23 protein-coding genes are annotated in these 24,339 nt (G+C 41.3%); 7 read left to right on the top strand and 16 right to left on the bottom strand.

All coding sequences use genetic code 11. From position 1 onward, the window contains the following. Window positions 1-58 precede the first annotated feature (58 nt). Window positions 59-1,639, top strand: a complete 1,581-nt coding sequence (locus ACXZ1K_RS03975) for a peptide chain release factor 3 (protein WP_458972088.1) — start codon at window positions 59-61, stop codon at window positions 1,637-1,639. A gap of 45 nt (window positions 1,640-1,684) precedes the next feature. On the opposite strand, the gene ACXZ1K_RS03970 is transcribed toward ACXZ1K_RS03975, so the two are convergent. From ACXZ1K_RS03970 to ACXZ1K_RS03960, 3 genes are all read right to left on the bottom strand, one after another. Further along, entirely contained in the window at window positions 1,685-2,938 is a 1,254-nt protein-coding gene (locus ACXZ1K_RS03970) for a pyridoxal phosphate-dependent aminotransferase (protein WP_458972087.1), read from the bottom strand. Window positions 2,939-2,969: 31 nt separating this feature from the next. Then, window positions 2,970-4,301, bottom strand: coding sequence for an argininosuccinate lyase (gene argH, locus ACXZ1K_RS03965; RefSeq protein WP_458972086.1), 1,332 nt, complete (start codon window positions 4,299-4,301; stop codon window positions 2,970-2,972). Between the two features lie 91 nt (window positions 4,302-4,392). After that, the gene (locus ACXZ1K_RS03960) at window positions 4,393-5,688 is read right to left on the bottom strand and encodes a sensor histidine kinase (RefSeq protein WP_458972085.1); all 1,296 of its coding nucleotides are present in this window, start codon (window positions 5,686-5,688) and stop codon (window positions 4,393-4,395) included. Between the two features lie 68 nt (window positions 5,689-5,756). Between ACXZ1K_RS03960 and ACXZ1K_RS03955 the strand changes: the two genes are divergently transcribed. Beyond that, window positions 5,757-6,521: a CHASE3 domain-containing protein gene (locus ACXZ1K_RS03955; RefSeq protein ID WP_458972084.1), complete on the top strand. Its 765-nt coding sequence runs from the start codon at window positions 5,757-5,759 to the stop codon at window positions 6,519-6,521. 2 nt (window positions 6,522-6,523) lie between these two features. On the opposite strand, the gene ACXZ1K_RS03950 is transcribed toward ACXZ1K_RS03955, so the two are convergent. The 8 genes from ACXZ1K_RS03950 to ACXZ1K_RS03915 are packed head-to-tail and all read right to left on the bottom strand — an operon-like array spanning window position 6,524 to window position 14,216. Continuing rightward, complete coding sequence (locus ACXZ1K_RS03950) at window positions 6,524-7,591, bottom strand: M20 family metallo-hydrolase (RefSeq protein ID WP_458972083.1); 1,068 nt, start codon at window positions 7,589-7,591, stop codon at window positions 6,524-6,526. Window positions 7,592-7,608: 17 nt separating this feature from the next. After that, complete coding sequence (gene proC, locus ACXZ1K_RS03945) at window positions 7,609-8,427, bottom strand: pyrroline-5-carboxylate reductase (RefSeq protein WP_458972082.1); 819 nt, start codon at window positions 8,425-8,427, stop codon at window positions 7,609-7,611. Between the two features lie 2 nt (window positions 8,428-8,429). Further along, window positions 8,430-9,218, bottom strand: a complete 789-nt coding sequence (argB, locus tag ACXZ1K_RS03940; RefSeq protein WP_458972081.1) for an acetylglutamate kinase — start codon at window positions 9,216-9,218, stop codon at window positions 8,430-8,432. Window positions 9,219-9,223: 5 nt separating this feature from the next. After that, a complete protein-coding gene (locus ACXZ1K_RS03935) occupies window positions 9,224-10,189 on the bottom strand; it encodes a Rossmann-fold NAD(P)-binding domain-containing protein (RefSeq protein ID WP_458972080.1) in 966 nt (321 codons plus the stop codon). After that, window positions 10,186-11,319, bottom strand: a complete 1,134-nt coding sequence (locus ACXZ1K_RS03930; RefSeq protein WP_458972079.1) for an aspartate aminotransferase family protein — start codon at window positions 11,317-11,319, stop codon at window positions 10,186-10,188. The genes ACXZ1K_RS03935 and ACXZ1K_RS03930 overlap by 4 nt, the downstream gene beginning before the upstream one ends. Window positions 11,320-11,346: 27 nt before the next feature. Next, window positions 11,347-12,318 carry an N-acetyl-gamma-glutamyl-phosphate reductase gene (argC, locus tag ACXZ1K_RS03925; RefSeq protein WP_458972078.1) on the bottom strand — a complete coding sequence of 324 codons (972 nt, stop codon included), beginning with the start codon at window positions 12,316-12,318 and terminating at the stop codon, window positions 11,347-11,349. Next, complete coding sequence (gene argG / locus ACXZ1K_RS03920; RefSeq protein WP_458972077.1) at window positions 12,308-13,501, bottom strand: argininosuccinate synthase; 1,194 nt, start codon at window positions 13,499-13,501, stop codon at window positions 12,308-12,310. The genes argC and argG overlap by 11 nt, the downstream gene beginning before the upstream one ends. Window positions 13,502-13,514: 13 nt before the next feature. Next, entirely contained in the window at window positions 13,515-14,216 is a 702-nt protein-coding gene (locus ACXZ1K_RS03915) for a GNAT family N-acetyltransferase (RefSeq protein WP_458972076.1), read from the bottom strand. 421 nt (window positions 14,217-14,637) lie between these two features. Between ACXZ1K_RS03915 and namA the strand changes: the two genes are divergently transcribed. Continuing rightward, complete coding sequence (gene namA, locus ACXZ1K_RS03910; protein ID WP_458972075.1) at window positions 14,638-15,708, top strand: NADPH dehydrogenase NamA; 1,071 nt, start codon at window positions 14,638-14,640, stop codon at window positions 15,706-15,708. 22 nt (window positions 15,709-15,730) lie between these two features. Here the strand turns inward: namA and ACXZ1K_RS03905 are convergent, their stop codons facing one another. Beyond that, window positions 15,731-16,582 carry an NAD(P)-dependent oxidoreductase gene (locus tag ACXZ1K_RS03905; RefSeq protein WP_458972074.1) on the bottom strand — a complete coding sequence of 284 codons (852 nt, stop codon included), beginning with the start codon at window positions 16,580-16,582 and terminating at the stop codon, window positions 15,731-15,733. Window positions 16,583-16,840: 258 nt separating this feature from the next. Between ACXZ1K_RS03905 and ACXZ1K_RS03900 the strand changes: the two genes are divergently transcribed. Beyond that, window positions 16,841-17,149, top strand: coding sequence for a YbaB/EbfC family nucleoid-associated protein (locus ACXZ1K_RS03900; RefSeq protein WP_458972073.1), 309 nt, complete (start codon window positions 16,841-16,843; stop codon window positions 17,147-17,149). Here the strand turns inward: ACXZ1K_RS03900 and polA are convergent. Continuing rightward, a complete protein-coding gene (gene polA, locus ACXZ1K_RS03895) occupies window positions 17,146-19,959 on the bottom strand; it encodes a DNA polymerase I (protein ID WP_458972072.1) in 2,814 nt (937 codons plus the stop codon). The genes ACXZ1K_RS03900 and polA overlap by 4 nt on opposite strands. A 66-nt stretch (window positions 19,960-20,025) precedes the next feature. Between polA and ACXZ1K_RS03890 the strand changes: the two genes are divergently transcribed. Continuing rightward, window positions 20,026-20,706: a hypothetical protein gene (locus tag ACXZ1K_RS03890; RefSeq protein WP_458972071.1), complete on the top strand. Its 681-nt coding sequence runs from the start codon at window positions 20,026-20,028 to the stop codon at window positions 20,704-20,706. Here ACXZ1K_RS03890 and ACXZ1K_RS03885 read toward each other — a convergent pair whose 3' ends face one another. The 3 genes from ACXZ1K_RS03885 to trmB are packed head-to-tail and all read right to left on the bottom strand — an operon-like array spanning window position 20,707 to window position 22,265. Continuing rightward, window positions 20,707-21,267 carry a DNA-3-methyladenine glycosylase I gene (locus tag ACXZ1K_RS03885; protein WP_458972070.1) on the bottom strand — a complete coding sequence of 187 codons (561 nt, stop codon included), beginning with the start codon at window positions 21,265-21,267 and terminating at the stop codon, window positions 20,707-20,709. A 10-nt stretch (window positions 21,268-21,277) separates the two neighbouring features. Beyond that, on the bottom strand, window positions 21,278-21,604 hold the full coding sequence (locus tag ACXZ1K_RS03880; protein WP_458972069.1) for an MGMT family protein: 327 nt from the start codon (window positions 21,602-21,604) through the stop codon (window positions 21,278-21,280). A gap of 4 nt (window positions 21,605-21,608) precedes the next feature. Then, window positions 21,609-22,265: a tRNA (guanosine(46)-N7)-methyltransferase TrmB gene (gene trmB / locus ACXZ1K_RS03875; RefSeq protein WP_458972068.1), complete on the bottom strand. Its 657-nt coding sequence runs from the start codon at window positions 22,263-22,265 to the stop codon at window positions 21,609-21,611. A gap of 147 nt (window positions 22,266-22,412) precedes the next feature. Between trmB and ACXZ1K_RS03870 the strand changes: the two genes are divergently transcribed. Next, complete coding sequence (locus ACXZ1K_RS03870; RefSeq protein ID WP_458972067.1) at window positions 22,413-23,345, top strand: hydrogen peroxide-inducible genes activator; 933 nt, start codon at window positions 22,413-22,415, stop codon at window positions 23,343-23,345. Between the two features lies 1 nt (window position 23,346). Then, on the top strand, window positions 23,347-24,318 hold the full coding sequence (locus ACXZ1K_RS03865; RefSeq protein WP_458972066.1) for an SUMF1/EgtB/PvdO family nonheme iron enzyme: 972 nt from the start codon (window positions 23,347-23,349) through the stop codon (window positions 24,316-24,318). The last annotated feature ends 21 nt before the right edge of the window (window positions 24,319-24,339 follow it).

The following is a 24,339-nucleotide window of genomic DNA, read 5'->3' as shown; positions in this document are numbered from 1 at the left end:
TTTTTTATTATCTTTGCAGCTTTGCAAAAGCTCAGAGAGCGCAGCTGTTTAATTCTTTATGATTCATCCAGAAATAGAAAAACGAAAAACATTCGCCATTATTAGTCACCCAGATGCGGGAAAAACAACCCTTACTGAAAAATTCCTGCTTTTTGGTGGCGCCATCAATACTGCAGGGGCTGTAAAACGAAATAAGGCTAATCAAAGCAGTACATCAGACTTTATGGAAATAGAGAAGCAGCGTGGAATTTCCGTTGCAACTTCCGTGATGGGTTTTGAATATAGCGGTAAACGAATAAATATTCTGGATACCCCGGGTCACAAAGACTTTGCTGAAGATACTTATCGCACATTATCTGCAGTTGATAGCGTTATTCTTGTTGTAGATTGCGTTAAGGGGGTAGAAGAGCAGACAGAGAAGCTGATGGCAGTTTGCCGTATGAGAAACACACCGGTTATTATCTTTATTAATAAGATGGACCGAGAAGGTAAAGACGCATTCGACCTGCTTGACGAAATTGAGAGTAAATTAAACATCAGTCTTTGCCCATTGTCATGGCCAATTGGTCAGGGTCACACCTTCAAAGGGGTGTACAGCATTTATAACAAACACTTAAATCTTTTCGAGGCTGATAAAACCAAGATCAGCGAACCAGTAATTGAGGTGGGCGATTTAAACGATCCAAATCTTGCAAACTTCCTTAAGCCAAAAGAGCTAGAGGGTTTAAAAGGCGATCTGGAATTGGTTGAAGGCGTATATGGCTCACTTGATAAAAGCATGTACATTGAAGGTTTGTTAGCACCTGTATTTTTTGGCAGTGCCATCAACAACTTCGGAATAAAAGAGTTGCTGGATACGTTTATCAATATTGCCCCAAGTCCAAAAAGCAGGGAAGCTGAGCAGCGTGAAGTAATGGTGGATGAGAAAAACTTCACTGGCTTTGTATTTAAGATTCATGCAAATCTTGATCCGAAACACCGCGATAGGATTGCATTTTTAAGGATATGCTCCGGAAAATTTGAACGAAATAAATTCTATTATCACTCCAGACAAGATAAAAAACTAAAATTCTCAAACCCAATGGATTTCATGGCTAATGAGAAAAGTATTGTTGAAGAGGCTTGGCCTGGTGACGTTGTAGGATTGTACGACAGTGGAAATTTCAAGATCGGAGATACATTAACTGAGGGGGAAAAACTCCAGTTTAAAGGAATACCAAGCTTTTCTCCGGAAATATTTAAAGAGGTAGAAAACAGAGATCCTCTGCGCACAAAACAACTGGAAAAAGGAATACAGCAATTAACTGAAGAAGGAGTTGCACAATTATTTACTCAACAGCCCGGCAATAGAAAAATCATTGGCGCAGTTGGTGAACTTCAATTTGAGGTTATTGCTTTTAGACTAGAACATGAATACGGGGCTAAAGCGCACTTTAGAATGCTCAGCTATGGCCGGTCAAATTGGGTAACTTCCAAGGATAAGAAAAAGCTGGAAGAATTCTTAAAAAGAAAGCAACAGCATATTGGCGAAGATAAAGACGGCAACCCTGTTTTTCTTGCAGACAACGACTTCATGATCAATATGACTATGCGCGATTATCCTGATATTGAATTTCACAAAACATCTGAATTCAAATAATACAAAGAAGGCAACTGTAACCAGTTGCCTTCTCATATGTTGACTCTATTTTAGTTTGCTTAGTGCTGCTTTAATTCTTGGCAACATATCTTTAATGTCCTGCAACGTACAGGCGCCCACAGAGGCCCTGTACCAAGGCATGTCTTCCTCATTACCAAATGCAGAGAACGGTACTAACGCAACCTTAGCTTCTTTAATCAGGTAAAAATTAACGTCAGCGCTATTCTTCAAAAGTTCTCCATCTGGTGTAGATTTTCCGATGTAGTTAATCCTAATGGTCAAGTAAATGGCGCCCATTGGCTCTACAGCATCCACATCAAAACCCTCTTTCTTTAAATTAATGAAACCGCTGTATAAAGCATTTAAACTGTCTTGAACCTTCGACTTAAAAGATGATAAAAAGCCATCTAACACTTCCTTTTGTCCAAAATAAGTTGCCATGGCAACTTGCTCCGCTTTAGGTGCCCAGGCACCCATATGCCCTACAAGTGCTTTCATCCTGTTTACAATATCTGCCGGGCCAAAGCCCCAACCTACCCGCACTCCGGTCGCTGCAAGGCATTTAGAACTGCCATCTACAAATATGACATAGTCTCTTATCTCAGGCCTTAAACTAACCGGATTTACATGGTCTACACCAAAGGTAAGTAGTGAGTAAATTTGATCATACATCATGTACAATGGCTTTTCATTCAGACCCCTGGAATGGTTTTCTTCTATCACCGCATCGCATATTTCAGCAAGTTGCGCTGCAGTAAACATTGTACCTGTAGGATTTAGCGGAGAACACAATGCTAACAATGTTGCCCCTTTAAGATGTGGTTTCAGCTGCGCAGCCGTTGGCATAAAGTTATTTTCAGCGTCAGTTTCAACTGCTATAGCTTTAGCTGAAGTCAAATGGCAATAGTGGTTATTATTCCATGACGGCGCCGGAAAAACAACTGTATCGCCTGGATCAATCAATGCCAGGTAGGTGGCATAAATCAGCGGCCTGGACCCTCCGGAAATTAAGATCTCGGAAGTGCTGTATTCCAAACCAAACCTATCTTTTAAGATTTCAGATACGGTTTCACGTAGGAGCAATATGCCATCAGCAGGGGGGTAATTGGTTTGATGTGCATTGTAGGCACTTACGATCCCCTCTTTCAATTCTTCCGGTATTGGAAATATTGCGGGGTCAAAATCCCCTATGGTCAGGTTGGCAATCTGTGCACCTTTGCGCTTCATCTCATTAACTTCGTTACCTATTTTAATGATCTCCGATCCGATAAGAGAACTAGCCAATACTGATACTTTCATTTCTTAATGTTTATAGGATTAATATTTTAACTTAAGCCAGCAATTGCTTTATAGCTTCTTTAGTTTTATCAAATTGGAACTGATCCAATATGGCTGTCATCATATCTTCAATTTCGGTATTGCACAAATTGCCTATACTTCCTTCGTGGGTATGATTTACAGTCTTTGTAGGTGAAAACGTGCCGTTCTCTATACTTTCGCCAACAACCTTATACGCTTCTCTAAAAGGTGTTCCTTTAAGTGCAAGCTCATTTACTACTTCTACACTAAAAAGATAGGCATATTTTTTATCATCAAGGATATGATCTTTTACCGTAATATTCTGCAGCATAAATGTTGCTATGCCCAAGCATTCGTTTAACGAAGTTATAGCTGGGAAAAGATTTTCTTTAAGCAGTTGTAGGTCTCTGTGGTATCCAGATGGCAAATTAGTAATCATCATAGCAATTTCATTAGGCAAAGCCTGGATCTTGTTGCAACGTGATCTGATCAGTTCAAATACATCAGGATTCTTTTTATGAGGCATAATGCTAGATCCAGTTGTCAATTCATCCGGAAAACTAATGAAACCAAAATTCTGACTAATAAACAAGCAAACATCCATCGCCATTTTTGCCAGCGTTGCAGCAATTGACGACATGGCCTGTGCCAATATCCTTTCTGTTTTCCCCCTGCCCATCTGCGCGTATACAACGTTGTAGTTTAACCGCTCAAACCCTAGCAGTTCAGTAGTCATCGTTCGGTTAAGGGGAAATGAAGAACCATAGCCTGCGGCTGAACCCAACGGATTCTTGTTACAGATCTTCCATGCTGCAAGCATCAATTCCATATCATCAACCAAGCTTTCAGCGTAAGCACCAAACCACAGTCCGAACGACGACGGCATGGCAATCTGCAGGTGTGTATAACCCGGAAGTAATTTATCTTTATGTATATTACTCAATGCAATGAGCTGCCCAAATAAAAGAGTGGTATTTCCGACCATTTCCTCAATACAGTCTCTAAAGAAAAGCTTAAGGTCAACTAATACCTGATCGTTACGGGAGCGGCCGCTGTGTATTTTTTTGCCGGCTTCGCCTATTCGCTGGGTAAGTAACCACTCTACTTGAGAGTGAACGTCTTCTACAGTGTCATCAATAGTAAAACTGCCCGCTTCAATTTCAATATAAATGTGTTTAAGTTCTTTTTGTATCGATGCTAGGTCGGAGGCAGTAAGCAAGCCAATACTTTCTAGCATTTGCACATGCGCCAATGAACCAAGCACATCAAATGCAGCCATTTGTAAATCCAGTTCCCTGTCTTTGCCAACAGTAAATGTTTCTATATCTTTATTAACGGTTACGTTCTTCTGCCAGATCTTCATTTAAATTTCATTATTGAACCGCAAGCTGCGGCAAACTATGTGCAAATATCATAAAAATAAGGAGAATCACATGCCCAAACGACACGCCTTTTTATACAACAGGCATCGAAACATAAAAGACTGTTCCGCTTTCGGGCGTACTTTCAAACCAGATACGCCCATCTTGTTTGTCAACAAAGTCTTTACATAGCATCAAACCTAATCCGGTGCCCTTTTCCAATTCCGTACCGTAGCTGGAAACAATATTCATGGTAAATATTTTAGCCTGTTTTTCCGGAGAAATACCAGTCCCATTATCGCGAACTGATAAAACACATCGGCCATCACTAACCTCACTCTTCAATTCAACCACCCCTTCAGCATAGGTAAATTTTATTGCATTGTTTAACAAATTTCGCATTACCGACTGGAACATATTTCTATCGGCCCTAATTACAGTAAGTTCGTCTATATCCGTAAGAAAACGCACCCCCTTAGCTAGCGCAGTTTGCTGAAACATTAGCACAGTAGGTCCTAATACCTGCCTCAAAGTTAGCTTCTCAAGAAACATTTGGTCATTCTCCATCTGGCTTTTGGTCCAGTGTAGCAAATTCTCTAATAAATACTGGGCATCCCCCAAAGAACGGGCTAGATCTCTTTCAACTACGCTTCTTTCATGTGGGGTAAGTTCTATATCGTTAAGTAGAGAAAGGTATTGTTTTAGGGAGGCTAGCGGACCTGTCAGGTCATGAGAGATGATCGAGAATAGTTTATCTTTTTGGCTATTCATCAACTGAAGCTTTCCAGCCTTCTCTTCGGCCAACTGCTTTTGCTCATCATAATTCCTGCGCAATTGTACTGTACAAATATACAGCAGTGTAACTACAACAATGTAGGTGAAAACTACATCAGTAAACATCTCGCCCCGGTTTGCATAATGCTGCTTTATTACTCCGGGATCCAGGTACTCCAGGTAAACAAGAGTGCCCATTATCGCCAGGTTTAGCAAATACCAAAACAACCGCTGCTTCTTTGGAATCACCACTACAATTAAAAATAGTGTTAAAGCAAAAAGCAACAGGATACTCCCAGATATGCCTGAATTGTAGAAGTAGGCAAACGTAATACCTATATTTATTTCAATTGCAGAAAGCGATGCTGCCAAATTTAGCATACCCCTAAAGCGGCTTATATAGTATAGAAATGCCTGTAAAACAACAATAATAGCAGATATCAGTGCAGATAAATGTAATGTGGTAGAGAGATTATAACCAGTGAGAATAATAAGGGCAACAAAAATAATAATCGAAATGCTATGGAATATCCGGGCCTCCATAGAAAACTCTTCAGTTGTTCCTATTAGATACCGCCAACGCTGGCTAAAGGAGAGAAATTTAGACTTAGACATTCAAGAGTACCAATTACAAACATAATACTTTTATATTTATGACCAAATTCATCTAAAATTTTCTTATCATGAAAAATATTCGCAAACGCTCTAAGCGCAACTTGTTGATCGGCTTTGGGTTCACTTTAGTGATCCTGATCATCAGTTCTGTACTTTCCTACATCAGCATTGAGCAACTGTTGAATAGCCAGAAATGGGTAGACCATACGGTTCAGGTAGAAACTGGGTTAGACAATTTGATTTCCAGGATGAAAGATGCAGAAACGGGACAGCGCGGGTTTCTCCTAACCAACGATGAGAGTTTTCTTGAACCATACACAGGCGCAAAAAGTGATGTGGCAGAGCTTTTAACAAATATCCAGCTTCTCACAAGAGATAACCCAATTCAACAACGGGAGATGCCACATTTAGAGACTTTGATTAAGCACAAGTTCGATTTGATTGGTAATTCAATAGTCGATAAAAAAAGAGGAATACCCCCAACTTCGGCGATGCTCCTCCAGGGAAAATCAGTAATGGATTCAATTAGGAGAACGATAACTAACATGGTAAACCGTGAGAAAAAATTGATGATTACCAGAAATGCAGAGATGGATAAATTTGCCACCTACACACCTGTAATAGTAGGTATCGCGTCTTTTATCGCAATGATTATCAGCATCGTATTTTATTTCAGGGTTCGCCGGGATGCCCGATTAGCTGCTGATCTCCAAAATGAGCTTGTAGTTAAAGAAGCAAATAAATTAAAGCAAATCACCACAATTGGTAATGTTGCGGAGAAAATTGCCAAGGGTGATTATAACATACGCTTAGATAAAACCGATCTCGAATAAAGCTATTTACCTCCAATAACCGGTTTAAGCATAGCAATATATAGGGCTATCCCCTCTGCCACTTCATCAACATAGATAAATTCATCTGCCATATGCGACCTCCCTGAATCACCGGGACCAACTTTTACAGATGGGATGCTTAACAATGCCTGGTCTGATGTAGTGGGCGAGCCGTATGTAGTTCTTCCTAATGCTATACCAGCTTGAACCAATGGGTGCTCCTTGTCAATTGAAGAGGGTTTAAGTCTTATGGAGCGGGGAGTTACTTCACAATCTACATTTGTACGGATAATTTTCAGCACTTCCTCATTCGTGTAAGCATCAGTTACGCGCACATCCACGGTGAATGTGCAAGTTGCGGGTACCACATTGTGTTGAGAGCCTGCATTAATGATCGTTACCGTCATTTTCAGCGGACCAAAAACGTCTGATACTTTAGAAAATTTATAGTTTCTAAACCATTCAATATCTTTGAGCGCTTTGTAAATTGCGTTATCACCTTCCTCCCTGGCTGCATGCCCCGCTCTGCCAGTGGCAGCACAGTCCAAAACCAATAGGCCACGTTCTGCAATGGCAAGGTTCATCTGTGTTGGCTCTCCAACTATGGCAAAATCCAATTCGCCAAGATCTGGCAATATACACTCTAAACCATCGTTACCAGATATCTCTTCCTCTGCTGTTGCGGCAAGACAGATGTTATAAGCCAGATTTTGCTGATCATAAAAATAGAGGAAAGTGCCGATAAGAGATACCAGACATCCACCAGCGTCATTGCTGCCTAGTCCAAAAAGCTTATCTTCCTCAATTAATGCATCATAGGGGTCGCGGGTGTAACCGGAATTGGGTTTAACAGTATCATGATGAGAATTGAGCAAAACGGTAGGCTTAGAAGCATCAAAGTGTTTATTGTATGCCCATATATTGTTAAGTTTACGATGGGTTTTAATATCACGCTGCTGCAAAAACTGTTCAATGGCGTCACCAGTCTTATCTTCCTCTTTACTGAATGATTGTATCCGGATCAACTGTTTTAACAATTCCAGGCTATCCTTTTGCAGTTTCTCTATCATGTGTTGGTCGTTTTTGTTTATTCTTTGGTATACAAAGCGCCCGCTTTTAAAGCAGACAGCTTGATTCCTTTAATTAATGATGAGCTAAAACCATTGTGTTCCATCTCATTTAGCCCTGCAATAGTACAGCCTTTTGGCGAAGTTACTTTATCTATTTCTTGTTCTGGATGAGATTGCATTTGCAGCAACAGATCAGCTGCTCCTTTTGCCGTTTGTACGGCCATTTTGAGAGCCTCATCAGCATGGAAACCAATTTCAACACCACCTTGAGATGCCGCCCTGATCGCTCTTAAAAAGAAAGCTATACCACAGGCACATAATGCCGTGGCAGAAGTCATCAGATCTTCGTTAATTTTTACAACTGACCCCACCGTTTCGAACATCCGGGTAACTTCGGCTATATTTTCTGAAGTGGCATTATCGGTCGCCACGCAGGTCATTGATTGACCAATTGCAATAGCTGTATTGGGCATCGCGCGAATCACCTGAACTTTGCTTCCAAGTTTGTTCCGGATATCAGCACAACTCACGCCAGAAGCCACAGAGATGAATACCTGCTTTTCAATATTTACAGATGGCACAATTTGATCAAGCAACTGATTTAATTGTTGCGGCAATACGGCAAGAACAATCAAATCAGCCGTTGCTGTTACGGCAGCATTATCGGTATTCGTCTTAAATCCCTGGGCTGCCAGGGAGCTTAAATTGGCGATATTACGTCTCGTCAGACTAATTTGTCCAGCGTCTGCATAACCTGCTTTCACTAGCCCTTTGGCTAGGGAAATGCCAATGTTTCCGCTACCTAATATGGCAATACTGCCTTTAAACTGGTTCATATCTAGTTGATTAATCTGGTTCCAAAATTTTGCAGATCTGTCTGCGAAAGTTCATCCGCTTTCCCGATATATACCGCCTCTACCCCACTTTTAATGGCCTCAAAGGCGTTGTGCAACTTCGGTATCATTCCGCCTGATATTACTCCTGCTGATTTCAAACCCTCAAATTCTCCCATCCTTATCTCGCGTACCAAAGAATTGTCATCATCAATGTCTCGCATTACTCCTTTCTTTTCAAAGCAATAAATCAAAGTGGTTTCATAGCTCTTCGCCATTGCAACCGCTACAGCCGAGGCAATGGTATCTGCATTAGTGTTTAGAAGTTGGGAATCTCCATCATGAGTTATTGCACATAAAACGGGTACCATTCCGGCTTGTAATAACTTGTCAAGAGCATCCGCTGAAACTGAGTTTTCATCCAGATCACCCACAAATCCATAGTCAATTTCTTTAACTGGGCGTTTAACCGCCTTGATAATATTACCGTCTGCACCGGTAAGCCCAATGGCATTACTGCCTTTAGCCTGTAGCTGCGCCACAATATTTTTATTGATTAGGCCAGCATATACCATCGTCACAATTCTTAAAGTTTCTATATCAGTAATACGTCTGCCTTCAATCAATTTAGGTGCGATACCTAAGCTGTCGCTCAATTCGGTTGCTATTTTACCGCCCCCATGTACCAGTATTTTTTCTCCTGGCAAAGCAGTGAAGTCAAGTAGAAACTGATGCAGCTTCTCAGAATTGTCTATTACGTTTCCGCCAATCTTAATAACGCTTAGCTTTTTCATGTATTCTATTTCAAACCTTCCAGCATATGTTTTAATACTGCTTGTGCTGCCCAAAGCCTGTTTCCTGCTTCATGGATTACCAGCGAGTTAGGGCCATCCAATATTTCGGAAGAAAGTTCCAGGTCTCGCCGAACGGGCAAGCAATGCATAACTTTTGCATCATTAGTGCTTTCCAGCTTGCTATTGTTCAACATCCAGCCCTCCGGGTAAGTCAGCACCTTGCCGTATTCTTTGTAGCTCGACCAATTTTTAACGTAAATATAATCTGCCCCCACCAAAGCTTCATCTAAATTATGAGTTATCGTTGCTCCAGGCGTAAAATCCTCATTCAGTTCGTAACCTTTTGGTTGAGCTATTGTAAAATCTATCATCCCGTCTTGCTGCGCTTTACACATCCACTCTGCAAAAGAGTTTGGAACGGCTTGCGGCAATGCCTTAATATGAGGAGCCCAGGCCAGGACAACTTTAGGTTTTCCTTCACCCTTCCAGGTTTCTTTAATGGTAATCAGGTCAGCCAAACTCTGTAGAGGATGTCTTGTCGCACTTTCCAAACTAACCACCGGTACACCACAGTACTTAATAAACTTCGTAAAAAAGTCCTCATTGTAGTCCTCGTCACGATTAACCAGTTTCGGAAACGAGCGTAAACCCAGTATGTCGCAATATTGCCCCATAACTGCGGCTGCTTCCCGGATGTGCTCCACGGTGGTGCCGTTCATTACTATACCATCTTGTGTTTCCAGGGCCCAGCCTTCTTTGTCCATGTTCATCACCATCACGTTCATCCCCAAATTAAGCGCAGCTTTTTGAGTACTTAAGCGGGTGCGCAAGCTTGGGTTTAGAAATACTAGTCCTAAAGTTTTATTCTTTCCCAAGTCTTGCAGGGAATAAGGACTTTCCTTTAAAATTAAGGCATCCTTTAACAGCTGTTTAATATCGTGTACATCGTGTACTGAGGTAAACTGGTTCATCCTTTTAAAGCTATTTTAAATTCACTAAGAAACTGGTCAGCATGTGCTATGGTCAAATTCAGTGCAGGCAACAACCTGATCACGTTAGGCTTTGCCTCGCCTGTAAAAATCTTATGTTTAAATAACAAGTCTTTTTTAACATTCGGTAAGGATTCCGGTAAGTCTATCCCTATCATTAATCCCCTTCCACGCACTTCCTTAATTCCTTCAATTTTTTTCAATTCTGCAATTAGGTAAGCTCCTATTCGTGCAGCATTTTCCATGAGATTATCCTCATCAATAATCTCCAATACTGCTAATGCCGCTGCGCAGGCAAGGTGATTACCACCAAACGTTGTACCAAGCATGCCATGCCAAGGTTTAAATTTTGGCGCAATGGTGATGCCCGCAACCGGAAAACCATTACCCATACCCTTCGCCATGGTATAGACATCTGCCTCAACTCCCGCATAGTCGTGAGAATAGAACAAGCCTGTTCTTCCATAGCCGCACTGCACGCTATCTGCAATATATACGGAATCGTAATCATTGCAAAGCGAGCGGATCAACTTTAAAAACTCCACTGATGCCTCTTTTATACCCCCTACGCCTTGTATACCTTCAATGATCACTGCAGTAACCTCATTCCCAAAAGCTGCAAATGCTTCTTTCAAAGCTAACTCATCATTAAGCGGAAGAAAAACTACATTATCCGTCTCATTTACCGGGGCAATGATTTTTGGATTATCTGTAGCGGATACGGCCAAAGACGTACGACCATGGAATGCGCCTTTAAAAGCAATTACCTTTTTTTTGCCATTGTAAAATGAGGCTAGTTTTAGTGCATTTTCATTAGCTTCAGCCCCTGAGTTACACAAAAACAATTGATAATCGACTTTTCCAGAAACCTGCCCTAACTTTACCGCCAGTTCTTGCTGCAATGGGATCAGTACAGAATTGGAGTAAAAGCCAACCTTATTCAATTGATCAGTTACACGTTTAACATAATGCGGATGGGTGTGACCGATGGATATTACCGCATGACCGCCATAAAGGTCTAAGTATTCCTGTCCTTCAGCATCCCAAACATTGCTGCCTGATGCTTTGGTAATTTCTATATTGTTTAGTGGATAAACGTCAAATAAGTTCATTGTAAATAGTTTAAATGTGAAAATAGATTAAAATGCTGCTGCTTTGAGATTTAAGCCTTGCCGCTCCTCAAGCGCAAACATTAAATTCATATTTTGCACTGCCTGTCCGCTGGCTCCTTTTAACAAATTATCAATAATACTCACTATAAATAGCTTACCATCGTGTTTCTCCACATGTACTAATCCTTTATTGGTATTTACAACCTGTTTAAGATCTATATTTTTTTTACTTACATGTGTAAATGGATGGTCAGCATAATAATCTTCATACAGTTGCTGCGCAGCTTCTTCTGTCAGATCGCTGTCTAAATAAATCGCCGCTAGAATACCCCTGGTAAAATCCCCGCGCTGCGGAATGAAATTAATGGGGCTGTTAAAGATTGGCGATAATTGTTTAATACTTTCGCCGATCTCGTTTAAATGTTGGTGACCAAATGCCTTATAAACCGAAAGGTTATTGTTTCTCCAGCTAAAATGAGATGTCGCTGCCAAACTTTGGCCAGCGCCTGTAGACCCGGTAGTCGCATTAATATGAACTTCAGCATTTAACAAACCTTTCGCTGCTAGTGGAAGCAAGGCCAGCTGTATACAGGTAGCAAAACATCCAGGGTTGGCAACAAAATTTGCCGCTTTAATATGATCGCGGTTTAGTTCCGGCAAGCCATATACCCAGTTTTTACCTGCATTCTCCCTCAGTCTAAAATCCTGACTTAAATCAATGATCTTAATGCCCTCAGCAATTTTATTGGCTTCTAAAAACTTCTTCGCATCACCATGTCCAACGCATAAAAACAGTACATCAATATCACTTGGTAGCGCTGAAGTAAAACGAAGATCAGAATCCCCAATCAAATCTGTGTGCACATCAGAGATCAGGTTACCGGCATTGCTGCTGCTATTTACAAAAATGATATCTACATTAGGATGATTAACCAATAGGCGAATCATTTCACCACCAGTATATCCAGCACCGCCAACTATCCCTGCCCTAACTTTCATCACCATTAACTTTGTGCCAGATCATCACCTGATTTCCAAAAATCTTTGAAAAGCCTTTAACATCTTCACCGCTCCAGGCATTGTTCATTTCTCCATAGCTACCAAACTTATTGCTCATTAGGTCGTGTTTAGATTCAATACCTATAATATTAAAACGATATGGCAATAACTCTACAAAAACCTTTCCGCTCACAACTTTTTGTGTGTCTGCTAAAAAGGCTTCTATGTTGCGCATAATTGGATCATGAAACTGCCCTTCATGCAACCAATTACCATAGAAAGAGGACAATTGTTCTTTCCAGGAAAGTTGCCATTTCGTAAGCGTGTGCTTCTCTAAAGTGTGGTGAGCTTTGATGGTCACCATAGGTGCCGCAGCTTCAAAACCAACACGGCCTTTAATACCAATAATGGTATCACCAACATGGATGTCTCTTCCAATGCCAAAAGGTTGTGCAATGGCCTGTAATTTCTGAATTGCCCTTACCGGCTCATAAGTTTGCCCATCAATTGCCACCAGCTCACCTTTCTCAAAAGTCAGCTCCACTTTACGAGCAGTTGTCTCGGTAATTTGGGTTGGCCAGGCTTCTTCAGGGAGTGTTTCGTTAGAAGTAAGGGTTTCCTTACCGCCAACCGAAGTTCCCCATAAACCCTTATTAATGGAGTACCTTGCTTTCTCAGCACTATATACTACCCCGCGTTCTGCCAGGTATTCAATTTCCGCTTCGCGGGATAATTTTAAATCTCTAATTGGGGTAATGATCTCAACATTCGGAATAATAATGTTAAAGATCATGTCAAAACGCACCTGGTCATTTCCTGCTCCGGTACTGCCATGTGCTACGTAATCAGCGCCTATTTTTTTAACGTAGTTGGCAATTGCGGTTGCCTGACTAACGCGCTCTGCACTTACCGATAGCGGGTAAGTCGAGTTTTTAAGCACGTTGCCGTAAATTAAATATTTTATGCAGCTATCATAATAGTTCTCAGTTTCATCAACTACAGCATGCGACGCTACGCCGAGTGAGTATGCACGCTTTTCAATTTCCTGTAATTCCTCGTCAGAAAAACCGCCGGTATTCACAATAACGGAATGAACTTCAAGACCGCGGTCCTGAGCCAGATAAATGCAACAGAATGAGGTATCCAAACCTCCGCTAAACGCTAAAACAACTTTCTTCTTCATCTTAATATTACGGCTATTTAAAAAATATGGTAAATAATAAAAACAGGGATTTCAATCCTTTATTTTGAGGTTTCGATCTTACAACCAGCTTTTGCTTAATGCTCATAAAGCGTTCATATAATGTCGGGTTCTTTTGCAATTCTTCGGCAAATTTCTTTGCAGCATCATGCTTCTGCTCAACTGGATCGTACAGCATCGCAGTACACATACAGTTTTTGCGTTCCTTCATCGTTAGGATTTCAAAGTTAACACAACTCTGGCAACCTTTCCAGAAATCCTCGTCTTGCGTAAGCTCAGAATAGGTTACCGGCTCATAACCCAGATCAGAATTGATCTTCATCACAGCGAGCCCGGTTGTTAATCCGAATATCTTCGCTTTAGGATAAAGTAATCTCGAAAGTTCAAATATTTTCTCTTTGATAGCGTGAGCAAGTCCGGCTTTTCTGTATTTCGGACTAACGATCAAACCTGAATTGGCAACGAATTGACCATGAGACCATGTTTCTATATAACAGAACCCTGCCCAGGATCCATCCCTATGAAATGCAATTACGGCCTTACCATCTGCCATTTTTCCTGCAACATACTCCGGAGAACGCTTGGCAATTCCCGTACCACGGGCTTTTGCCGATTCTGCCATTTCCTCGCAAATTTCTTCTGCAAAGACACGATGTTCAGGAAGTGCAACCTGCACTATAAAATCGTTTGTATTCATTAATTAGTTAACGAAAAAAAATAAATGTTCTGATTAATTGTTTTTTGAGAGGCAATCCTCTGTGGAATCTACTGGGTTATCTCCAGAGATTTACTCAAATGCGCGGCGTGTAATTTTGCCGGTTTGTGATCACAAAAAATATGGGCTGCAAACGCTCAATAAACATATCCCCTGAAGCAAAATTATTTGCTTGCACAGCGTAAAGTTTATGTGTTTGGTGATGGGTCATTTTCTGTTTATAATAATTCTTTAAATGAGTTGAGGCGCAAAGGTTTAAATAAATATTGAGTTGTGCAATACATTTTTGATTTTTTACATTTTAGCAATACTTTTTTAACATACTTGTCACGGCAATGTTTTGATTATCTGAGGAACAAACCAATTCAGGTAAAACTGTGTTAATTTGATCAAAAACTAAGAAATGTCTTTACTATTCTCACCGCTCGAAATAAAAAACGTTTATCTAAAAAACCGCATCACAGTTTCTCCTATGTGCCAATACTCGGCAGAAGAAGGATTTGCAACCAACTGGCACCTGGTACACCTCGGCAGCAGAGCCATTGGCGGTGCGGGGCTCATCATACAAGAAGCTACTTCAGTTTCGCCAGAGGGCAGAATTTCTGCCGGCGATTTGGGGATATGGAGTAACGATCACATTCCGATGCTGAAACAGATAACTGATTTTATTCATCAAAACGGATCTATTGCAGGCATACAACTGGCACATGCAGGTAGAAAAGCAAGCTTTGATGTACCATGGAATGGAAGCGATTGCATCCGGGAAAGTGAGGGTGGTTGGAAACCAGTTGCCCCAAGTGCCATTCCTTTCCATGAAGGTGATGAAATGCCAATTGAATTAACATTTGAAGGAATAGAAAAAATCAAATCCGATTTCAAGGCGGCTGCGAAAAGGTCTTTACAGTCAGGATATCGTGTTATTGAGATTCACGCAGCCCACGGTTACTTGTTACACCAATTCCTTTCGCCAATTAGTAATCAAAGGACAGATCAGTATGGTGGAAGTTTCGAGAACAGAATCCGATTATTGCTTGAAGTTGTATCCGCTATTCAAGAAGTGTGGCCCGCTGAGAACCCATTATTTGTAAGGATTTCCGCGTCCGACTGGGTAGAAGGGGGCTGGACACCTGAAGAGTCAGTTCAGCTATCCTCAATTTTAAAAGACAAAGGAATAGATCTTATAGACTGTTCTTCCGGAGGGTTGGCGCCCCATCAGCAAATCCCAGTTTTTGCTGGCTACCAAGTGCAATTTGCAGAGCAGATTAAAGCACAAGCGAATGTATTAACAGGTGCCGTTGGTCTCATTACGGAGCCACGACAGGCGGAAGACATTTTACAGGCTTCAAAAGCAGATTTGATCTTCATGGCAAGAGAACTCTTAAGAGACCCTTATTTCCCGTTACACGCAGCAAAAGTGCTTGATACAGATGTAAGCTGGCCTGTCCAGTATGAACGGGCCAAGAGAAAACATTAGCATGAAACTGCCAAAGGTTTCATTACTGAGGCAACTTGCTTCCTATGATCATCCAGTCTTGATCACCCAATCCTTTCTCAATAAATCTATCCATTAATTTTACAACAGCGGGTATTACTGTTAGTGGAACATTGTTATTACTTGCTTCGCTCAGCATCAGGCCGGCGTCTTTTCTTGCCATGTCCAGTTCCCATGAAGGCTGTGAAAAATCTCCACCAGACATCCTTTTCAATCTCCCTGTTAACGAAGCTGCAGGATTCCAGTCAGTAAATAAGTCAGTAACTTCATCAGCGGTAATACCGGATGCCTTGGCCAGCGATAGTGCATCAGCCAAACCGGCAGTCAGCGCGATTAAAAACAGGTTTCCTGTAAGCTTCATACCCGCCGCCTTACCTTCTGTTTCGCCAAGGTTTACCAGTTTTCCGGTCATTGCAGAAAGCTGCTCTTTTAAATTCCCAATTACCTCTTGGTTACCGGAAACCAACATATTTCCTGTACTCTCCTCTGCATTTACCGGGCCCATAAATACAGGGGCATGCAGATAAGTGTAACCTAAATCAGACCACTTTTTTGTTCTGGATATGGCCCCCTCAACAGAAGTAGTAGTATGGTCTATGATTATAGCTTGCGGACCAAAACCAGATTTCGCCGCTTCCAAAACTTCATCTACCGCAGCATCGTCTTTTAACGTGAGATGAATAAATTGCGCCCCTTTAACAGCTTCAGCAACATTTTCAAAAACTAAGGCCCCATCTGCTTCCAGCGGCTTGGCCTTTGCCAGTGTTCTGTTCCATATCTGTACCGAATCCCCTTTACGGAGCATTGCCCTAATAAAACCTGAGCCCAACAATCCTGTTCCTAAAAAAGCTTTCATGATCATATATTTGATTGTAAAACTAAGTAATTCAACACAAATCTTATTCCAAGTAACTACTTATTGTGGATTGATTATATCTCAACGAACAGGAAACCATTAGTGTATTTCTTACGTACTTGTGTTTGTATACCTGTAAAAACATATCATTTACCTATGATATTAGCGGTTTGCCTAATGGCAGACCGCTTTTTTTGTTTTGATGAGTTGGTTTAAACCAAATTGGCTTAATTTTGTTTCGTATAAAACCCAATAAATATGTTTGATAAATTGATGGCCGCACAGCAAAAGGCTGATGAAATAAAAGCAAGATTAGATACTATTTCTGTTTTTGGCGAGGTAGAGGCTGGGGCAATCCGAGTTACTGCTACAGCAAATAAAGCGATAACAGCAATTGACATCGATGATGAATTTTATAAAGGCGCAGACAAAGAAGAAATTGAAGAGCTTCTATTAACTGCAATTAATAAAGCCCTAGCCCAGGCCGACCAAGTAAGTGCAACTGAAATGTCCGCCATGACGAAAGACATGCTTGGTGGTTTAGGTGGAATGTTTGGCGGTTCCTAATGGGCCGCCAGCCAGTTCTCACCTTCTCCTATTTCTACTTCAATTGGTACATTTGTCTTGATCGCTGTTTTCATCCTGCACATGATGATCTCTTTCATAACTGCTATTTCTGATTTAAGAACATCAAAAACCAATTCATCATGCACCTGCATCGTCATTTTTGACTGCAAACCTTTTTCTTGAATATCCCTGTGTATATTGATCATCGCTACTTTGATCATGTCCGCTGCAGAGCCCTGTATTGGCGCATTAATCGCATTTCGCTCTGCAAAGCCTCTAACTGTTTGATTGGCAGAATTGATGTCCCTAAGGTAACGTCTGCGGCCTAGTATAGTTTCGACGAAACCATTCTCTCTCGCAAAATTCATGGTGTCCGACATGTATCTTTTAATTCCAGGATATTGCGCAAAATACTGTTCAATAATCTCGGCAGCTTCCTTACGTGGAATACCCAGATTTTGTGAGAGGCCGAAAGCACTTTGCCCGTAAATAATTCCGAAGTTAACTGCCTTTGCATTTCTCCGCTGGGTAGAAGTCACCTCTTCAATGGTTATTCCATAAACGCGAGCTGCTGTAGCGGTATGGATGTCAATTCCTTTATTGAACGCATCGAGCATATTCTCTTCCTTGCTAATGTCTGCTATGATACGAAGTTCAATCTGGGAATAATCCGCAGATAATAAAACGTGGTTCTCATCCCTTGGTATAAATGCCTTACGTACTTCCCTTCCCCGCTCTGTCCTTATCGGAATATTCTGTAAATTCGGATTATTGGAACTTAGCCTACCTGTGGCAGCAACCGCTTGGTTATAACTGGTATGTACACGCCCAGTCTTCGGATTGACCATCAGAGGAAGCGCATCTACGTAGGTCGATTTTAGTTTCTGAAGCTGCCGGAAGTCAAGGATATCTTGTACCACATCACTTTTACTGGCCAAAGCCAGCAAAACATCTTCCCCGGTTTGATATTGCCCGGTTTTGGTTTTTTTAGCTTTAGGATCTAAACATAGCTTTTCAAAAAGCACTTCTCCAAGTTGTTTGGGGGAGGCCAAATTAAATTTAACACCGCATTTGTCAAATACGCTTTGCTCAAAGCGACGAATATCAACTTCCAGCTCCTTTGAATAATTTATCAGGGTATCCATATCAATGCGAACACCCTCTTTCTCGATATCAGCCAGTACGTAGATCAATGGATTTTCTACATTGGTAGCCAGGTCTTCTGCATTCAAGTCTTTCAGCATAGGCGCAAAAACTTTGGAAAGCTGCAAGGTCACATCCGCATCTTCGGCAGCGTAGTCCACCACCTGCTCCACAGGAACATCACGCATATTTCCTTGTCCTTTACCCTTTGCGCCAATTAGCGTGGTAATGCTTATGGGTGTATAACAAAGGTAATTTTCTGAAAGAACATCCATATTATGGCGGGTATCAGGATCTATGAGGTAGTGCGCCAGCATCGTATCAAATAATTTACCCTTAACGGAAACGCCGTACCATTTCAACATCAGCATATCATATTTGATATTCTGTCCAATCTTAATGATGCTCTCATTTTCCAGCACAATCTTAAATTCATCCAGAATCAATTGTGCTTCGTCTCTTATTTCTGATAAGGGGATATAATAACCTTCGCCCGCTTTAATGCTAAAGGATAAGCCGACCAATTCTGCAAGGTTCGCATCTGTACCTGTAGTTTCTGTATCAAATGAAATGCTTTCTTGTTGAAGCAATAGTTCAATCAATTCCTTTCTTGCTTCCGGAGTAGCAATCAACTTATAATTGTGCGGGGTGTTTTCTATCGTTTTTGCCTCCCTCGCTTCTTCGAACATTTCTGGTGTGGCAACAAAGGTCTTGGTAGTACTTTCAGGTTGCTCTGTACTATTTCCAAAAAGATCAAATTGTTGGGATGCTTGCCCTCTTGAATCGGCAACAGAGAATTCTTCGCCAAACACCCTCCTGCCTATCGTTCTAAATTCCAACTCTGTAAACAATGGCTCCAATAATTCCCGACTTGGCTCTTCCAGTTGTAACGCCTTCTCATCAAACTCAACTGGGACATTCAAAATAATTGTGGCTAGTTTTTTTGATACCATCCCCTGTTGAGCATACATTTCCACGTTTTCCCGTTGCTTCCCTTTTAGTTCATGTGAATTGGCTATGATATTTTCGACGGACCCGTAGGTTTTGATTAGCGATTTGGCTGTCTTCTCTCCTATTCCTGGGATTCCTGGAATATTGTCTACCGCATCTCCCCATAAACCGAGAATATCAATGACCTGAAGTGGATTGTCGATCTCCCATTTGGCCAATACTTCAGGAACGCCCATAATCTCCATGTCGTTACCCATTCTGGCCGGTTTATAAATGAATATGTTATCAGAAACGAGTTGCGCAAAATCTTTATCAGGAGTCATGCAAAATACCTGAAAACCCTGCTGCTCTGCTTCTTTAGCCAGTGTGCCGATAATGTCATCTGCCTCAAAGCCATCTTTGGTGATGACAGGAATCTTAAAGCCTTCTATCAGTTTGAAAATATAAGGAATAGCCGCAGAGAGGTCCTCAGGCATTGCTTGGCGGTGTGCTTTGTAGGCTTCAAATTCTAAATGCCTTTCTGTTGGAGCATCGGTATCAAAAACCACCGCAATATGTGAGGGCTTTTCTTTTTTAAGCACTTCCAGCAGCGTATTGGTAAAGCCCATTACAGCAGAGGTATTTATCCCAGTGGACGTAAAACGCGGGTTTTTACTGAGCGCAAAATGGGCTCTGTAAATAAGCGCCATACCATCTAATAAAAAAAGCTTTTTCATAATATAAAAATAATCTTACCTGGATAAAGGTACTAATCCTCCAATAATTTCCGTTATTTGAACGCTATGAGATCTATCTTTATATTGTGCTGCTGTTTGTTTGCTTCTGGCGCTTATGCGCAGGACATCATTGTTATTTCTGAAGGAAATTTTATCAGAGGAACCATAAAGGCCACCAACTTTTCGAGCGTGATCTTTAAAAATGACGCAGAAGCTTTGGTAGAGTATAAGGCAAAAGACATCAAAGAGTTTGTATGGAACGGGGAGACTTACGTAAGCAAGCCCATCCTGATTAAGAAAGATTTGGAAATTCGATTTTTTAAAGTGCTTGAACTAGGGGCGGTTAACCTGTACTCAATTGGCGGAAATTTGCAGGTTGAGGAACCTGTGCAAAAAAGAGCGAAGTTTAGGCCCTCTATAGGTATTGGTGCGGGAAGCGGTGGTTTTGGAGGTATTGGCATGGGTGGCGGAATTTCCATAGGAGGGGGAAGAAATAGCGCTCCGGCAGTACCTAAGCAGATTATTCCTGCAACTTATTTTATAGAAAAGTTTGGAACCGGACCAATGCAGGAGCTTTTTGCAGAAAATGGCACAGCCGCAGCCAGGACACCTGTCGTAAAATCTATTCTTCTACAAAAGCTTACCAACAATGAGGCCATCGCTGATAGGATTAAATCTGTCGAACTTTTCGACGCAAAACTTCTTAGCGCCATTGTGGAGGATTACAATGCGGCCGCCAAAAAGTAATTATCTGGCGATACAATCAATCCTATGGTCGTTAACCATCCCGGTTGCCTGCATATGTGCATAGCAGATAGTAGTTCCAAAAAACTTAAATCCTCTTTTTTTCATGTCTTTGGCGATCGCATCCGAAATCTCAGTTCTGGCAGGTATGTCTCCCATAGAACGTACTTGATTTTGGATCGGCTTTTTATCTGGCAGAAATCCCCACATAAAATCTGAAAAAGAGCCGTACTCTTTCTGGATCTGAATAAAAAGCTTTGCGTTATTGATTGCGGAGTTTACTTTTAGCCTGTTTCTAATGATTCCGGGATCATTCATCAGGCGCTCCACATCATTTTCATCAAAAGCCGCAACTTTCTCCACGTCAAAATCTGCAAACGCATTTCTGTATCCATCCCTTCTTTTTAATACGGTGATCCAGCTTAAGCCTGCTTGTGCACCTTCCAGAATAAGAAATTCAAACAAAGTTTTATCGTCGTAAACAGGCTTGCCCCATTCTTCATCGTGGTATTTTATGTATAGGGGATCACTACCGCACCAACTGCATCTGACAATATCTTTCATGTTCTTTAATTTATAATTCTTGCATTGGGTCCCAAAAAACCTGCTTAAAATTTTTTACCTTATCTTTTTCCACTACGATGCCTTCTCTTTCCAGCAGTTCCTGCATCAATTCTGGTGGCGAGAAATGAAATTTGCCGGTAAGAAGCCCCGAACTGTTAACCACCCGATGAGCCGGTACAGAAGGGTGTGCAAGTCCCGCGTTACTCATGGCATAGCCAACCATTCTGGCCGATCCGCCTGAACCTAAACTTTTGGCAATCACCCCGTATGAACATACCCTTCCTTTCGGGATTAACCGTACCAAATCAAAAACCTCATCGTAAAAGGATTGTTCCATAGAGCTAAAGTTTATCTAACGAAAACTGAATGTAGTTGATGCTCTTATCGTGCTTAAGATAAATGCGCTCGTAATGTGTTTTTATAGAAAGTACATCATCATAGAATTCAGATTTATACAACTGGTCTGTCTTTTTATAGCATGATAATCCCAGCTCATCCACTTTTTCTACGGTGTATTGATAAAGCCCGTCGTTATCTGTTTTCAGATTTATCCGCCCTTCTGGCTTTAGGAACTGTTTATATTTGTTTAGAAAGCCCGGATAAGTGAGCCTTTTCTTCTCGCGACTCTCCTGCGGCTGCGGATCAGGAAACGTAATCCATATCTCGCCTACCTCATTTTTATCGAAGTAATCCACAATATCCTCGATTTGGATCCTGAGAAAAGCCAAATTGGCAATACCCTCATCAATACCTGTTCTAGCCCCTCTCCAAATCCTGTTGCCTTTTAAATCTATACCTATAAAATTCTTTTGAGGAAACATTCTGGCTAGATTAAGAGCATACTCCCCTTTACCGCAAGCCAGCTCAAGGATTATCGGGTTGTCATTATTAAAATGTTGGGAAGCCCATTTTCCTTTCAATACCTTACCCTCTTCCATTTGATAAACATTAGAAAAGGTATCTATCTCTGCAAATTTTCGTAACTTATCTTTACCCACAATAATTGTATTTATTACAAACTTAAGAAATCTTGCAACATTAAATTCATTGCCATTCTAAAGTAAAGTAGACTTAACCACAAAATGTTTAATTAGGTCAAATAATCGAAATTTATATATTTGCTAAAGTAAATAACATTTAGCTATATGACATTAGTTCAGTTGGAATACATAGTTGCAGTCGATACATACCGAAGTTTTGTTGGTGCAGCCGAGAAGTGTTTTGTAACACAACCTACCCTGAGTATGCAGGTACAGAAACTGGAAGAAATGCTGGATGTAAAGATTTTTGACCGAAGCAAACAACCAGTTACACCCACGGAAATTGGGAGTCAAATTATTGAACAGGCCAGAATTATACTACAAGAAAGCCTCAAGGTTAAAGAATTGATTAACAGTCAGCAGCAAGACGTTATTGGCGAGCTTAAGGTCGGAATAATACCGACTATAGCACCTTACCTTTTGCCTAAAGTGATTGCTGCAATGATGGAGAAATACCCGCAATTGAAATTAATGATTTGGGAATATACTACAGAAGACATTATCCATCATTTGAAAACCGGCGTACTGGATTGCGGAATCTTGGCAACCCCACTGGCTGACACCAATATTGATGAATTGCCGCTCTATTATGAAAATTTTGTAACTTACATTAGTAAAAACAGTAAACTATTTAAAAAGAAAACTATTGATGCGAACGACTTGGAGGACGAAAATATATGGCTGCTAAATGAGGGCCACTGCATGCGTTCGCAAGTGCTTAACATCTGTCGATCTACTAAGCAGAATAGAATACAGGGCCTTACATATAACACGGGTAGTGTGGAAACATTAATAAGGATGGTCGACATGAACAATGGTGCTACCCTACTGCCTGAACTTGCGCTGGAAGAACTAAGCAACAAGCAGATGAGTAAAATACGCTACTTCAGGTCACCTGAACCCGTTAGGGAAGTGAGCCTGGTAACGCATAAGAATTTTATTAAAAAAAGAACTTTAAATGCATTAAAAGAGGAGATTTTAAACGTAATCCCTAAAAATATGAAGCAAAAGAAGAAAAAAGACATTATTGGCATTTAATATGAAAAGAGCGCTGGTTTTCTTTTTAGCAATTTCTTTACTAATTGCTGCTTGTAATGAATCAGAACAACAAGCTGCACAAAAAACCGATACCATTACAGCCTTGCCAACTACCGAGTATTGTACTACGGGTATACCCCAGAGATTTCCGGTTGATCCTGTCAACTCCGAGATCAAAAAAGGCATAGGAAATAATGCAGGCATGGTATGGATCCCCTCTTCGCCAAACCTCAGGGGATTTTATATGGATACAACCGAAGTTACCAATGCAGCATTCGCAAAGTTTGTGAAGCAAACAAAATATGTGACTACTGCAGAGCGCATACCCGATTGGGAGGAACTCAGAAAACAGTTGCCACCGGGAACGCCTAAACCTCCGGATAGCTTGCTCGTTGCAGCATCGCTGGTATTTTCTTCACTTGGTAAGAAGGTGAACATGAGCAACCCTGGTGCTTGGTGGATCTGGAAAAAAGGAGCAAATTGGAAACATCCTCAGGGCGCTTTAAGCACCATTAAAGGAAAAGAACAATACCCCGTAGTACAACTGTCATGGGATGATGCATTGGCTTATTGCAAATGGGCAGGTAAGCGCTTGCCTACCGCTGCGGAATGGGAAGCCGCGGCAAAGGGCGGTATGGAGAATGCAAAATATCCATGGGGCAATGAAGACATAGATCAGGGCAAAGTGAAAGCAAATACCTGGCAGGGGATTTTCCCGACTGAAAATACGAAAAGAGATGGGGTTTATGGCTTGGCGGCTACCGCTTCTTTCCCCCCTAACCATTACGGCTTATATGATATGGCCGGCAATGTTTGGGAATGGTGCAGCGACGATAGTAATGGGGAAAAAGTGGTTAAAGGGGGCTCTTTTCTCTGTAATGCGACTTACTGTGAGGGGTATCGCATCGATAGCAAGATGACAAGTTCCAAAGACACCAGTCTTGAGCACACAGGTTTTAGGTGCGTTAAGTAATTTCTCGTATCTTCAATTCAA

It is taken from the genome of Pedobacter jaeyakensis (assembly GCF_054461315.1).
The sequence above is the reverse complement of the archived record's forward strand: the minus strand, read 5'-3'. Positions and strand labels throughout refer to the sequence as shown.